Genomic DNA, 15,136 nt, shown 5'->3' on the forward strand with positions numbered 1-15,136 from the left:
AAGCGATTAGTATTCTTAAATTTTAACATTTACTTTTGACCTATGAATGATAAACGTTATAGATATATACTGTATACAATTACTTTAGTAATTATAGCCACTATTGGTATACAGATTTATTGGAACTATAAAAACTATCTCGTTAATAAACAACAGCTCGTTAATGATGTTCAAGTCAGTTTAGACAAAGCTGTTGACGATTATTACGCTGATTTAGCAAAGCAAACTACTATTGCTTTTTCTTTTGATGGTATTTCTCAAAAAGATGCATTTAAAGAGGGCAGTCAGTTTAGTGAAATTCTTAAAACTATAGACAAGACTAACGAAAAATTCAAAAATCTTAATTCTATAAACACAGATAGTATAGAAGGAATTAGAATTTTTAGAGGAAGCAGCATAGATTCATTAATGCATACTACAGATAAGGCTGACGGAGATATAAACATATCACCAACAGAAGTCGTAAAAGGAAAAGCTACTTATTCTAATGTTAGAATTAATGACGTAGCCTCATTAACTCAAAAGGTATTTATATCTATACAAAACGATACATTAGACATAAGAAAAGTTGATAGTATATTAAAAATCGATTTATTACGAAAAAATATTACTGCTGATTATGACTTAAGTTATAAAACGCACAAGCATGCTAAAGGAGATATAAGGCTTATAAATTCTAGGTATACAGATACTACTGAAAGTAAATCTGATTCTATTGGCTCTTGGAAATTATCGTATGGATTAACAGCTTACTCAAAATCATCTTTATTACCTAGAGATAAAGAATTACAAATCAATTTTACCAACGAGACTAAGGCGGTACTTCAGCGTATGTTAGGTGGTATATCTATTTCTACTTTATTAGTATTAGCCGTGATAAGTTGTTTATTTTATCTTTTGAAGATTATAAAGCATCAAAAGCAATTAGCAGAAGTAAAAAATGATTTGATTAGTAATATTACACACGAGTTTAAAACCCCTATTGCCACCATAAGTGTTGCCTTAGAAAGTATTACTAATTTTAATAGTATTGAAGATAAGGAAAAGACAAAAAAGTATATTAACATGTCTTCTAATCAGTTATCTAAACTTAATATTATGGTAGAAAAGCTATTAGAGACTGCAACCTTAGACAGTGATAGTTTAGAGCTTAATAAAGAAGAGATAGATATTGTTCATTTGCTGACCACACTGTGTAATAAGTATCAAATTCACAATACTGAGAAAACAATCCAAACATATTTTAAAATAGAAACATTGGTGTCAAAAATTGATGTTTTTCATTTTGAAAACGCCATAAATAACATCCTAGATAATGCTATTAAATATGGGGGAAATATAATTACTATAGACCTTTCTCCTAAAAATGAAGGTTTTGAAATCACAATCTCCGATAATGGTACTGGTATTACTAAAGCAAACAAAGATCGAATCTTCGAAAAATTCTATCGTGTGCCAAAAGGCAATACACATGATGTTAAAGGCTTCGGCATAGGATTGTACTATACAAAAACCATTATCGACAAGCATAATGGAACTATTGCTTTAGATTTAAATAATGCATTAACCACTTTTAAAATTAATATGCCTAATGGCTAATCCTATAAAAATACTCCTTGCTGAAGACGAAGCTGCTTTAGGGCAAATTATAAAAGAAAGTCTAGAGACTAGAGATTTCGAAGTTTTGCTTTGCAATGATGGTGAAAAAGCCCTAAAAGCTTATCAATCTGAAAAACCCGAACTTTTGGTTTTAGACGTAATGATGCCCAAAAAAGATGGATTTACTTTAGCCAAAGAAATTAGAAATGTTGATGATACCATTCCTATTATATTTTTAACAGCAAAATCTCAAACTCAAGATGTTGTTGAAGGTTTTACTATTGGAGGCAATGATTACCTCAAAAAGCCTTTTAGTATGGAAGAACTCATCGTCCGTATTCATAATTTAATTAATAGAACACAGCTACAAAAAACAGCAGATGTTCTTAACATCGGAGATTATACGTTTGATTTTCCTAAACAAAAATTGAATTATAAAAATGAAGATGCTACACAATTAACACATAGAGAAGCACATTTATTATTTCACCTTATTAAAAACCAGAATAGCGTTTTAGATCGTTCTTTAATTTTAAATAAATTATGGGGGACTGATGATTTTTTCTCTGCCAGAAGCATGGATGTCTTTATTACTAAACTTAGAAAAAAACTAAATAAAGACGAGCGGATTAAAATTTTGAATGTTAGAGGCTTTGGTTATAAGCTTACTATCTAAAAATATAGTATTTTAAATAATATTTTAGCAATTCTTAAAGTTATAAGTCTAGCAATTTTTGTAATTTTCAAGTTACTATGCAACGACTTCTATTTTTGCTTTTGTGTTTTACAACTTCAATATATGCTCAAGAGCAAATCGAAACTGCATTTATAGATTCTACTCATTTTGAAGCTGATGAAATATTTGGTGTCGATACATTTTCAACCACATATTTCTCTGATAAAAACAACAGTTTCTTCAAAAAGACAACAGATACTACTATTAGTTATTCTAATTTTCAACTCGGTAAAATTACATCTGCCAACGCTTTTAATCCATTAAAAATAAATCTCTTTTATAGAGATTTTAACACGGTCGTTATTGTAGATAATCGCTTAGCTGAAGTTTTTAGAATAGACTTTAATACATTGTTAGAATATAGAAACGTTTCTTTTGTATCTACAGGGTTTGATAATACCATATGGATCTTTAATCAAGATTTACAGCAGTTAGAGTTATACGATTATCTAAGCGGCAAAACACGTCTTAAAACTGTGCCATTACAAACTCGAGTTCTAGACCTTAAAAGTGATTATAACTATTGCTATTTGCTCACGGAATCTCATTTGTATGTCTATAGTTATTTTGGAAGCCTTATTCGTAAAATTAAAAATGATGGGTATACCGAAATGGCATTTAGTAAAGCACATTTAGTATTAAAAAAGGATAATAATTTGTTTTTACTCTCTAAAAATGACACAGAAATACATCCTATTAAAAGCGATAATTTGTTAATAAATCAGTTTTTGGTAACCAATGAAACCTTGTATATTTACAATCGCGAAAAATTAAGCCGTTACCAACTAAAATCTAAATAAATTATGCACGTTGCTATTGCAGGAAATATAGGAGCCGGAAAAACAACGCTTACAAAACTATTGGCTAAACATTATAAATGGGAAGCTCAGTTAGAAGATGTTGTAGACAATCCGTATTTAGATGATTTTTATAATGAAATGGAACGTTGGAGCTTCAACCTGCAAGTGTATTTTTTAAATAGTAGATTTCGTCAAGTCAATCAAATTCAACAAAGCGGAAAAGATATTATACAAGATAGAACCATCTATGAAGATGCTTTTATTTTTGCTCCTAACCTACATGCCATGGGTTTAATGACTAATCGCGATTTTAAAAATTATTCTTCGCTCTTTGATCTTATGGAATCCTTTGTTAAAGGCCCAGATTTATTAATTTATTTACGCAGTTCTATTCCTAATTTAGTATCACAGATTCATAAACGCGGTCGTGATTATGAAAATTCTATCAGTATAGACTACCTCAGTAGACTGAACGAGCGTTACGAAGCATGGATTAGTAAATACAATAAAGGAAACTTACTTATAATCGATGTCGATAATTTAGATTTTGTTAGTAACCCTGAAGATTTAGGTGGCATCATCAATAAAATTGATGCTGAGATTAACGGATTATTTTAATTCTTAGCTTGTTTAAGCCTATGTCTTTTTCTAAATTCTGTAGGGCTAACTCCAACTTGTTTTTTAAAGAATTTAGAAAAATGTCCAGGTTCATTATAACCTAAAATATATGTTATTTGTTCTGAAGTTTTATCAGAGAACAGTAATAACCGTCTTGCTTCTGTAATTATTCTATCGTTAATAAATGCAAGTGCCGTTTTATCACTATACATTTTAAAAAGATTCGAAAGGGTTTTAGGCGATTTGTTTAGCATTGCTGCATAATCAGACACTTGATGTTTTTCTTTAAAATGCTCTTCAACCAAAACATTAAAACGTCTTATAATATCAATTTTAACTGTTGGCAATTCAGGCTGTATTATATCTAATTTTACTAAACGAGTAGATTTTATTAATATCCTTTTTAACATCACTCGGAGCATCTCACCTTGAATAGTATCTTTAGTTTCAAATTCTTCCAAAAGTATTTGAAACATCATCATATAACTACTTTCCCCTTTCTCGTTCAAGAATATCACACGAGGAAGAGAAGATCCAAAAAATAAAACACCGTTACATGATACCTCATGGTCATGATCTCTTATACAATAAAACTCTCTATTAAATACAAGTGCTATGGCTCCTTTCTGTTCTTTATCTATTTGCACTACATTCAAGGGAGTACAGAACAACAGATGAGATTTATCTAATCTAAAATCATAACCATCAATGATTAAGTTTAGATTTTCTTCCCTTGCCCAAATAATCTTGTAAAACCCTTTTTGTTTAAGCAATTGCTGAGACGTTGAGCAATTAAAATCTGTAACATTAAACATGTCTTTCTCTATATTGCTTGTGTAGTTTAAGTACATAATAAAAAATTAAAGAAAATTAATGTTATTTAGATGACTAATACTTTTTATAAACAGATTATGCGAAATATACAAGATTTAAGGAAGAATCTATATTCTATAGCATAACTTTCACTGATACTTTTGTCTTCAATAATTTATAGAACAATTAAGTTCTCAACTAAAAAGACAAAAAAATGGAAAATCAAATTAAAAATGCATTATTAGATTTAAAAGAATTATTAGGGAAAGGGCAATTCATCGAAGCTATGGAAAAATACTTAGATGATGATGTAGTTCTACAAGAGGCAAACAATGAACCTAAAGTAGGAAAAGAAGTTTGTCTTCAAGCTGAAAAAGAATTATTAGCAACAGTAACAGATTTTGGCGGCTACCAAATGAAGAATATTGCTGTTTCAGGAGATACTTCTTATTATGAAGCTGTAATGGATTTCACTACAAATGATGGTACTAAACATCACTTCGAACAAGTTAATAGAACACAATGGAGAAATGGAAAAATAATTAACGAACGTTACTTCCACGCTTAATCATATTTCTATAAAAAAGCATCTTTATTATAAAGATGCTTTTTTATTCTAAATTAAATAATATTATAAATAAAGTTCCTAACTTTACAAACTTTGTAAAAATGCGCAGATAAATTCATTAAATAATAGATTCTAAGTATTAAAATTACATATATTTTGCATAAGCCAATTACAATCTTATCTTTTTTAATACTTTTTATTACAACTGCAAACGCGCAATTAAGCGATTTAGCTCGACTAGATTATACCATTATTCCAGAAAACAACTCTAATATAGAATATTCTAAAACTAGAGCTCTATTTAATATACCTGTAAAATTAAAAAGAGAAGGAGAATACCTTTTGTTAGGTTTAGATTACAGCACTGTTAATCTTAATATAAATAGAGATAACCCTACTTTTGATAAAGATTTAATTGGTGATTTTCAATCCTTAGACCTTTCATTAGGCTACACAAAACCTTTAAAAAATGACTGGAGACTTGGTATAAGAGTTAAACCTGGGTTTAGTACCAATTTAACCGCAAACAGTTTGTCTTTTGAAGATTTAGTTATATCAGCAGATGTTGTTTTTATAAGAGAACGAGAATTAGAGAACAATAAAAAAGATCGATTAATTTTAGGTGTAACTTATTCTCAAAACCGAGGTTTCCTTTTTCCATTACCATTTGTTAGCTATTACAAAAAATTTCATGAAAAATGGTCTTACAATATTGGTATTCCAAAAACTAATTTGCAATATCACCTGTCAGATAAACATCGTTTTAAATTTTCAACTGAGTTAGATGGTTTTACTGCAAATCTCCAAAATGGTATTGAAATTGATGGCCAAAATGCTACGGCAAGAATTTTTAATGTCTCAACCATTTTAGGCGGAATTCAGTATGAATATCATATCATAGACCATCTAGAGTTTTTTGCGCAAGCCGCATATACATTCTCAAACAATATAAGGTTAAGAACAAACAATAGAGATAACCTTATTACTATAAATAATGAGTCTAGTCTATTTTTAAAAACAGGACTTCGTTTAAAAATATAAATTATGCAGGTATTAAAAAAATCATCCCTTAAAGTCATATTGTTCTTATTCTTTTCCACGACTATAGGAGCACAAGAATTTTACTTTGCAGGCGCAGGCGCAGCTTTAGAACTTGATAATAATTTGATAGGAGCAAATGCTAGACTTTTTTATGGAATTAATGAAACGTTTTGCTTTGGTCCCGAAATATCTTTCTTTCCGTATCAAGACACTGAAGATGGTTATGAAGAGAACATAATAGATCTTAATATAAATGCTCACTATATTTATGAAGTTAGCCATAAACTAGGAATTTATCCTTTATCTGGGATTAATTATACTATTGAAAAAATGCGTTTAATAGAAGATAACAATGAATCCGAAACAGAAAATGAATTTGGTATAAACTATGGATTTGGCTTACACTATATCGTAAATAATTTTTATGTATTTGCAGAATTCAAAGGAGTTGTTGGGCAATTAAGTGGTGAATTTATAACTGCTGGCGCAGTATTTTATTTAGATAAGCCCAATAAAAAATCAAAAGAAGAACACTAAAAAAATAAAATTTGTTTTATCAAACACCTACCGCATACATTGATTAATTGATGATAATCATATTGGTAATGCCCTATCTACACCAAACAAGATGATTAATGATTTTTATTTATATTAGAGATTATAAGTTTATATAGCGCAATTAAAATTATTTAAAACCATAATTATAATGTTTGATGTATTTATAGGTATTACAGCCCTTGCCGGATTACTGAGTTATCTTAATTATAAATTTTTAAGATTACCCGAAACGATTGGTATTATGATTTTATCTATTGCCGTATCTCTATTATTTGCATCTGTTTATTTTATTGATAAAATTCATTTTGTAGAGTTTACTCTAGCAGTTAGAGGAATAGATTTTAAAACTATTTTATTCGATTTTTTATTAGGCATTCTTCTTTTTGCAGGATCAATTCATGTAAATCTGCATGGACTACTTAAAGAAAAAGGTTCTGTAATTATTTACGCTACTTTCGGTGTTTTAATTTCTACATTTTTAATTGGCACGGTATTCTTTTATACAACAAATGCTATGGGTTTACCTATAGACTATATGTACTGTTTAGTCTTTGGGTCTTTAATTTCACCTACAGATCCTGTAGCTGTATTAGCTTTATTAAAAAAAGCTGGTGCTCCAAAACATATGGAAATTAAAATTGTAGGAGAATCATTATTTAATGATGGAGTAGGCATTGTTGTTTTTCTATCTTTATTCTCTTTAGCAACAATGGCTCAAGAATTTGAGATTTTACATATTGCTGAAGAATTTGCATTAGAAGCTGGCGGCGGATTACTCATGGGGTTTGTTTTAGGTTTCATAGGAAAAAGATGCATAAAAAGTATAATAGATCAACCTATAATTGCAGTTCATATATCATTAGCTATCGTTTTAGGTGGTTATTGGCTATCGGGGTTTCTTCATGTATCCGGTGCAATTGCGATGGTAGTTGCTGGTCTTATTATTGGACACAGTCTTCACTCTAAAGAAGTGTCAGAAGATCTTAAAACTCATATGAATATCTTTTGGAAAGTATTAGATGAAATTTTTAATGCTGTACTTTTTGTACTCATAGGAATAGAAATTATTGCTCTTGATTTTAACTTTACTCATTTATTATTAGGAATAATTTCCATATTCATTGTTCTTTTTTCGAGATATATTGCAATATTTCTATCTAATTTTTTACTTAAAAAATCTCACAAGGCAGATAATAAGGAACGAATTATATTAACTTGGGCAGGTTTACGTGGTGGTATATCTATCGCATTAGCACTAACATTACCCGAAGGAGATATAAAAGATATTATTCTGTATGCAACTTATGTTATTGTAGTGTTTTCAATTATTGTTCAAGGCTTAAGTGTAGAAAAACTCATTAAAAAACTATTGAGTTAAGCTCTTAAAATTTTCTTGCCAAAAGACATTAATCAGCATTTAAATTATAAAAAATGTTAAATCTTTCTATATAATTAACCCTATCATATAATTACAGAGTTTACACGATAAAGATTTATTACTTTAGTGCAATTATCTAATTAAATCAAGGATTAAACCAACGTAATAATGAAAAAACTATCGCTTTTATTTACACTAGTGTTAGCTTTTAATTTTCTTTTAGCTCAAGAAAATAGCACTGATGTACCTACCCCAAATTATCGAGCTGCAGCCAAATATTCTCCAACTAATATTGCTAAACTAGTTCACTCAACATCTGTAAGGCCTAATTGGTTAAAAAAAGGAAATCGTTTCTGGTACAGCTATAAAACCACAGAAGGCTCTAAATACTATATAGTAGATGCTGACAAACGCACTAAATCTGAATTATTTGATAACGAGAAAATGGCGCAATGGTTAACAGAGATAACAAAAGATCCTTATGATGCGCAACACTTGCCTCGTTTTAATTTTGAATTTGTGAAAGGTGAAACTGCAATTCGTTTTAGAATAACTTCAACTGAAAAAGTAGAGGTTGTTAATGAAGATGCTGAAACCAAAAATGATTCTACAGCGACAAAAAAGAAAAAAAGAAAACCAAAAATGGAAAATAAAACGTTCCATTTTGAATACCGTTTAGGCAGTAACTCGCTAACACTTTTAGACAACAAAAAGAAAGGTAAAGAAGATTGGAAACGTTGGGCAAATATAGCCCCAGATAGTTCTATTGTTTTGTTTTCTAAACATTACAATTTGTATTGGATGGATAAAGAAAACTTTCTTAAAGCTGTTAAAAATGAAAAAGATTCTACTATAGTAGAAAACCAATGGACTAAAGACGGTGAGTTATATAACTCGTACGGTGGAGGAAGTGGACGTGGAGAAACTAATGAATCCATGAAAAAAGATAAAGATAAACGTAAAAGAATCTTTGGAACTTGGTCTCACGATTCTAAAAAGTTTGTTTTTCAAAGAAGAGATGAGAGACACATTAATGATTTATGGGTTATCAATTCAACAGCTAGCAAACGTCCTACACTAGAAACCTATAAATATCATATGCCTGGTGAGGATGAGTTTTATAAAACAGAACTCCATATTTTTGATATGCCTTCTAAGACTAATATTCAAGTACAATTAGATACTGTAAAACAACAAAATATTCAGGTCTATCGTGAGCCTATAAAAAAAGCTAATTTTTCTGATGACTTTATTCCTTCTTTACTACTCTCTAAAAAAGGAAAGATCTATTACAATGTTATTAGTAGAGATCGTAAAAAAATGGACATCTGTGTTGCAGATATTAATACAGGTGAAACTAAAGTTTTAATAGAAGAGCGTTTTAATACTTATATAGAATCTCGACCATTGGTATTATTAAATAACGAGACAGAAATGTTACATTGGGCAGAGCGTTCAGGCTGGGCTCACTATTATTTATATAATATTAATGGTAATTTAAAGAATCAAATTACCAAAGGAGCTTACCATGTTGAAAGTGCTATTGGTGTTGACGAAAAAACACGCACGCTATATTTTAGTGCACATGGTATTCCTAAAGACCAAGATCCGTACTATGAGCATATGTATAAAATTAACTTAAATGGTTCTGGATTAAAGCCACTGAATCCTGGCAATTATAATACACAAAATAGTATGGCTGATTCTAATAGTTTCTTTGTAAGCAACTATTCTAGAGTTAATACGGTTCCTAAATCTGAATTAAGAAATAGTGCTGGAAAGGTAGTGATGCAGTTAGAAGAAGCAGATTTATCAAGATTAATGGAAACAGGTTATCAATTCCCTGAGCCATTTAAAACGAAAGCTGATGATGGAGTTACTGATATATATGGAGTGATGTATAGACCTTTTGATTTAGATTCTACAAAAAAATATCCATTATTAGAATATGTTTATCCTGGACCTCAAACTGAAGCTGTAAACAAGTCGTTTTCTGTACGTATGGATCGTTTAGATCGTATGGCTCAAGTTGGTTTTGTGGTTATTACTTTAGGTAATAGAGGTGGCCATCCAGATCGTTCTAAATGGTATCATAACTATGGTTACGGTAATCTTAGAGATTATGGTTTAGCAGATAAAAAACATGTTGCAGAACAACTTGCAGATAAATATGATTATATAGACATTAATAAAGTTGGCATCTATGGACATTCAGGTGGTGGTTTTATGTCTACTGCAGCCATATTAGTATATCCTGATTTCTTTAAAGCTGCAGTATCTTCTGCTGGGAACCACGATAATAGTATATATAACAGTTGGTGGAGTGAAACACATCATGGAGTACTAGAGGAAAAAGATGCTAAAGGAAATACAAAATATAAATACATGATTGATACTAACCAATCTTTAGCTAAAAACCTAAAAGGAAAGCTAATGTTAATCCATGGTGACGTTGATAATAATGTACATCCAGGTGGTACAATTAGAATGGCAAATGCGTTGATTAATGCTAATAAACGTTTCGATTTTATGATTATGCCAGGGCAACGTCATGGATTTGGAAGAATGACTGAGTATTCATTCTGGTTAAGAGCAGATCATTTTAGCAAACATTTCTTAGGAGTTGAAGCGACAAGTGTAGATATTACAGAAATGAATAGAGATCGGCCTAAGAGTAAGTAGTTAAAATTAAAAAAGAAAAACTCTTAACAGACTCATGGTTTAGTTGAGAGTTTTTCTTTTTTTATCTTAATGAAATCTGTAACTGTTATTTATGACGAGTCAATATAAAGTATAAAAAAGCTACTAAGACTTAATAGTAGATTTTTTCTTTTTACTTAAAAAGTTACTAAAGATTAAAATAATCATTCCTGTGGTTACCGATAAATCAGCAACATTAAAAATTCCTGTTTTTAATTTCCAGCCTAGATCTATAAAGAAAAAATCAGTAACAGATCCTAAAACAATTCTGTCAAAAACATTAGCAATTCCACCACCAACAATACAACAAAAAGCAATTAGGCTTAGACGATCTAATGTTTTGGTTTTAACGATATAATAAATAACATATCCTAATACTATTGTTGGTAAGATTAGGAGGAAGATGAGTTTTAAAGTCGGATTCATGTCGCTGCCCATACCTAAAAATGCTCCTTCATTTTCAACCCATATTAATTGAAAATAATCTCCAATAACATCTATTTTTCCTCTAGCACCTTCAGTCATCGTTGACCTAACGTATACTTTGCTAATTTGGTCTATAGCAATGTTAGCTATAATGATTAATGCAATACTGAGATTACGAGATAATTTCATAAGGTGTTTTTAAGCGTTAGTTTCAAAAGTTGCTGAAGCAGTTTCAGACTCTCTATTTATTTTCCTTACTAAACCTTGTAAAACTTTACCAGGTCCAACTTCAGTGAAGTGTTTTGCACCATCTTCAATCATTTGTTGTACAGATTGTGTCCAACGTACAGGAGCTGTTAATTGCGAAATTAAATTCGCTTTTATTTCATTTTCATCAGTAATCGCTGACGCTGTTACATTCTGATATATTGGGCAATTGGGTTTGCTAAATGTTGTGTTTTCTATAGCAGCAGCTAATTCTTCTCGAGCTGGTTCCATCATTGGAGAATGAAATGCTCCACCAACAGGTAATACTAAAGCACGTCTTGCGCCTGCTTCTTTCAAAGCTTCACAAGCTTTATTAATTGCTTCAACCTCACCAGAAATTACTAATTGACCAGGACAGTTATAATTTGCGGCTACAACAACACCTTCTGTCGTTTCACATATTTTTTCAACCACAACATCATCCAAACCTAAAACTGCAGCCATTGTGCTAGGTTGAGCTTCACAAGCTTTTTGCATGGCTTGCGCACGTTGAGAGACTAACTTTAATCCGTCTTCAAAAGTTAAAGCACCAGCTGCAACTAAAGCAGAAAATTCCCCAAGTGAGTGACCAGCAACCATATCTGGTTTAAAACTCTCACCTAAGGTTTTTGCTAAGATTACAGAATGTAAGAAAATTGAAGGTTGTGTTACTTTAGTTTCTTTTAAATCTTCAGCAGAACCTTCAAACATAACGTCAGTAATATGAAAACCTAAAATATCATTAGCCTTTTCAAATAACTCTTGCGCTAAAGGTGAATTCTCGTAAAGATCCAATCCCATTCCTGAGAATTGTGCTCCTTGTCCTGGAAAAATATATGCGTTCATTTGTAATTCAAATTAAGGTGCAAAAATAGGAATATTTTTTTTAGATATTAGCTCACTAAGCTGTTAGATATTAGAGCAAAGATTGTATAGAATTTCATATTATGTTGTATGCCTATATTCTAGTTTCTAACAGTTCCGAAACTTCGGAATGTTCTATTTCTATATTTATAAACTAGCTACAGCAGCCTCTGCACAACGCTCTCCATCCATAGCAGCAGAAATTATTCCGCCAGCATAACCACCACCTTCACCACAAGGAAATAAATTAGATATTTCAGGATGCTCTAAAGTTTCTGTTCTTGGAATATTTACAGGAGATGAGGTACGCGATTCTACACCAATAATATTTGCTTCTTCAGTGTAATAGCCTCTCATTTTTTCGCCAAAAGCTTTAAAACCTTTTCGTAATGAACTACCAATTATCTTAGGTAATAAGGAATGCATTGGAGCAGATTTTAAGCCAGGTTGATAAGATGTTTCGTTTAAACTAGAAGACAATTTGCCTTCAACAAAATCGGTAAGACGTTGTCCAGGAGCAGATTGTGTTCTTCCTCCAGAAGTAAAGGCTAAACGTTCTAAGTCTTTTTGATATTCTAGAGCTTTCAAAGCACCAAAATGTTCGTATTTATAAAGATCTTTATCAGCATTAATTTCAGTCACAATTCCTGAGTTAGCAAATTTGTTGTTTCGTTTAGAAGGAGACATGCCATTAACTACAACTTCTCCATTAGTAGTTGCAGCAGGAACAATGAAACCGCCAGGACACATACAAAAAGAATATACACCTCTATTATTAACTTGTTGCACCAAACTGTAAGCTGCTGCAGGTAATAGTTCACTACGCGGCTCTCCTTTACAGTGGTATTGAATACCATCTATGATTTCTTGTGGATGCTCAACCCGAACTCCCATTGCAAATGACTTCGCTTTTAAAGCTACATTTTTATCATTCAATAAATAAAAAATATCTCTAGCAGAATGACCTGTTGCTAAAATGACTTTTTCAACATCAAATTCATTTCCATTTTGAAGTTGAATAGCAACAATTTTATTGTCTTTTAAAGTAAAGTCCGAAACTCTAGATTCAAAATGCACTTCTCCTCCAAAATTTAAAATGGTTTCTCTAATATTTTGAACCACTTTTGGTAATTTATTTGTGCCAATATGCGGATGCGCATCTACTAAAATTTGATCTGTGGCTCCATGAAATACTAAGTTTTCGAAAATACGACGAACATCACCACGTTTTAAACTTCGTGTATATAGTTTACCATCACTATAAGTACCAGCTCCACCTTCCCCAAAACAATAGTTAGAATCTTCGTTTACAAAATGATCTTGATTTATAGCTTTTAAATCACGACGACGTTCTTGTACATTTTTACCACGCTCTAAAACAACAGGCTTAAAGCCTAGTTCTATACAGCGTAATGCTGCCCACATTCCTGCTGGTCCAAAACCTATAATGTGGATTGGTTTAGCATTAGAAACATCTTTATAGTCAAAGGTATAATCTGATGTCTCAGGAACAGGTTCATTGATATAAACTTCAACCTTATAGTTGAACATGATATTACGTTTACGTGCATCAATTGATTTTCTAAGAATTTTAATTCCAGAAATTTCAGAAGGTTGCATCCCTAAATCATATGCAGCTTTATTAAGCAAACCATCTGGTTGTCCTTCTCGGTGCATATTGATACGTAATTGCAAAGCTTTTATCATATTGCGAAATTAGTTATATTTATTAGGTATAAAAACCTAGCTAATTAAATATAAAACTTTGACTTATGAATTTCACATTAACAACACAAATAAAGGCAACACCAAAACAGATTTATAAGTCGTGGTTAAGTACACAAAGGCATAGTAAAATGACAGGAAGTCCTGCTTATGTTTCAGATAAAATAGGGGATACTTTTAAAACAAGAAAGGGGTATATTACAGGAAGTAATATTGAATTAGAACCTTATACTAGAATAGTACAATCGTGGAGAAGTTCTAATTTTGAAGACAATGAAAGCGATTCTCAAATTGAAATTTTGCTTTCTGAAGATGGTGAAGAAACGACTTTAACTCTCAATCATACTAACGTACCTGAGTTTGGGGAAGATTATAAAGAAGATTGGAATAAGCATTACTTTGAACCTATGAAACGTTATTTTGAAGCTTTAAATAAAGCTTAATTTACTTTGAAATAATTTGATCGATGATTTCAAAATATTTAGATAAATCCACAGTGAAATCTGTAATTTCCTTCTTTCCAGAATACAAGTGTTTAACACCTTTTTTAGCACTACCTTCATAAAGTACTGAAGCTCCTGTAGATTTGTGAACTAGATTAAAATCTTTATCATAAATCAATGTTAGTGGAACAACTTTACTGCCATTATTTAGTTTTGAAATGAGTTCACTGTCCAAATCAAAATACATTTCGTAAGGCCATTCAAATGCTTCTACAAATTTCTTAGCAGATTCAACTCTTGAAGCAGGATCTATAGAAATTGAAATTATTTTTACGCCAGTACGTTTTTGCCATTCTGCGTATTTATCTTTTAGAGTATTGTATTTTATAATACAAGGCTTACAATATGTAGCCCAAAAATCGATGATAATAGGGCCATCGTGTTTAAACGTATTACTATTTATCGTTTCACCATCTATTGTAGTCAATGTAGATGCAATTGGGAATGTTTTAGATTGACTAGAAGCAAAGTAAGTTATACTAACAGTCATTAAAATAGCGAATATCTTTTTCATCTTTTAAATAGTTATGGTTTATATATAAAGACGCAAAATTTAAACTA

General features: G+C 30.9%; 15 protein-coding genes. 10 read left to right on the plus strand and 5 right to left on the minus strand.

Annotated features, from left to right (window positions below):
- The first annotated feature begins 42 nt into the window (after positions 1–42).
- The 4 genes from K8Z87_RS04410 (at position 43) to K8Z87_RS04425 (ending at position 3,753) form a co-directional block, all read left to right on the plus strand.
- Positions 43–1,599 (plus strand): sensor histidine kinase, encoded by a 1,557-nt coding sequence (locus K8Z87_RS04410; RefSeq protein WP_227476273.1) that lies wholly within the window; start codon positions 43–45, stop codon positions 1,597–1,599.
- The gene (locus K8Z87_RS04415) at positions 1,592–2,275 is read left to right on the plus strand and encodes a response regulator transcription factor (RefSeq protein WP_227476274.1); all 684 of its coding nucleotides are present in this window, start codon (positions 1,592–1,594) and stop codon (positions 2,273–2,275) included. Before K8Z87_RS04410 ends, K8Z87_RS04415 begins: the two co-directional genes overlap by 8 nt.
- A 77-nt stretch (positions 2,276–2,352) precedes the next feature.
- A complete protein-coding gene (locus tag K8Z87_RS04420; protein ID WP_227476275.1) occupies positions 2,353–3,135 on the plus strand; it encodes a hypothetical protein in 783 nt (260 codons plus the stop codon).
- A gap of 3 nt (positions 3,136–3,138) precedes the next feature.
- Positions 3,139–3,753 carry a deoxynucleoside kinase gene (locus K8Z87_RS04425; RefSeq protein ID WP_227476276.1) on the plus strand — a complete coding sequence of 205 codons (615 nt, stop codon included), beginning with the start codon at positions 3,139–3,141 and terminating at the stop codon, positions 3,751–3,753.
- Here the strand turns inward: K8Z87_RS04425 and K8Z87_RS04430 are convergent.
- Complete coding sequence (locus K8Z87_RS04430) at positions 3,750–4,604, minus strand: helix-turn-helix domain-containing protein (RefSeq protein ID WP_227476277.1); 855 nt, start codon at positions 4,602–4,604, stop codon at positions 3,750–3,752. The genes K8Z87_RS04425 and K8Z87_RS04430 overlap by 4 nt on opposite strands.
- Positions 4,605–4,780: 176 nt before the next feature.
- Here K8Z87_RS04430 and K8Z87_RS04435 point away from each other — a divergent pair, with 176 nt between their 5' ends.
- The 5 genes from K8Z87_RS04435 (at position 4,781) to K8Z87_RS04455 (ending at position 10,793) form a co-directional block, all read left to right on the plus strand.
- Positions 4,781–5,134: a nuclear transport factor 2-like protein gene (locus K8Z87_RS04435; RefSeq protein WP_227476278.1), complete on the plus strand. Its 354-nt coding sequence runs from the start codon at positions 4,781–4,783 to the stop codon at positions 5,132–5,134.
- Between the two features lie 156 nt (positions 5,135–5,290).
- Positions 5,291–6,175 (plus strand): DUF6268 family outer membrane beta-barrel protein, encoded by an 885-nt coding sequence (locus K8Z87_RS04440; RefSeq protein WP_227476279.1) that lies wholly within the window; start codon positions 5,291–5,293, stop codon positions 6,173–6,175.
- 3 nt (positions 6,176–6,178) lie between these two features.
- Entirely contained in the window at positions 6,179–6,712 is a 534-nt protein-coding gene (locus K8Z87_RS04445; protein WP_227476280.1) for an outer membrane beta-barrel protein, read from the plus strand.
- A 169-nt stretch (positions 6,713–6,881) separates the two neighbouring features.
- Complete coding sequence (locus K8Z87_RS04450; protein WP_227476281.1) at positions 6,882–8,111, plus strand: cation:proton antiporter; 1,230 nt, start codon at positions 6,882–6,884, stop codon at positions 8,109–8,111.
- Between the two features lie 168 nt (positions 8,112–8,279).
- A complete protein-coding gene (locus K8Z87_RS04455) occupies positions 8,280–10,793 on the plus strand; it encodes a S9 family peptidase (RefSeq protein ID WP_227476282.1) in 2,514 nt (837 codons plus the stop codon).
- Between the two features lie 123 nt (positions 10,794–10,916).
- On the opposite strand, the gene lspA is transcribed toward K8Z87_RS04455, so the two are convergent.
- From lspA to K8Z87_RS04470, 3 genes are all read right to left on the minus strand, one after another.
- Positions 10,917–11,426: a signal peptidase II gene (lspA, locus tag K8Z87_RS04460; RefSeq protein ID WP_227476283.1), complete on the minus strand. Its 510-nt coding sequence runs from the start codon at positions 11,424–11,426 to the stop codon at positions 10,917–10,919.
- A gap of 9 nt (positions 11,427–11,435) precedes the next feature.
- On the minus strand, positions 11,436–12,329 hold the full coding sequence (gene fabD / locus K8Z87_RS04465) for an ACP S-malonyltransferase (protein WP_227476284.1): 894 nt from the start codon (positions 12,327–12,329) through the stop codon (positions 11,436–11,438).
- Positions 12,330–12,494: 165 nt separating this feature from the next.
- Positions 12,495–14,054, minus strand: a complete 1,560-nt coding sequence (locus K8Z87_RS04470; RefSeq protein ID WP_227476285.1) for an NAD(P)/FAD-dependent oxidoreductase — start codon at positions 14,052–14,054, stop codon at positions 12,495–12,497.
- Between the two features lie 65 nt (positions 14,055–14,119).
- Between K8Z87_RS04470 and K8Z87_RS04475 the strand changes: the two genes are divergently transcribed.
- Entirely contained in the window at positions 14,120–14,515 is a 396-nt protein-coding gene (locus K8Z87_RS04475; protein ID WP_227476286.1) for an SRPBCC domain-containing protein, read from the plus strand.
- Between the two features lies 1 nt (position 14,516).
- Here K8Z87_RS04475 and K8Z87_RS04480 read toward each other — a convergent pair whose 3' ends face one another.
- Entirely contained in the window at positions 14,517–15,089 is a 573-nt protein-coding gene (locus K8Z87_RS04480) for a TlpA family protein disulfide reductase (protein ID WP_227476287.1), read from the minus strand.
- Between the last annotated feature and the right edge of the window lie 47 nt (positions 15,090–15,136).

It is taken from the genome of Winogradskyella immobilis, from assembly GCF_021887715.1.
Classification (GTDB): domain Bacteria; phylum Bacteroidota; class Bacteroidia; order Flavobacteriales; family Flavobacteriaceae; genus Winogradskyella; species Winogradskyella immobilis.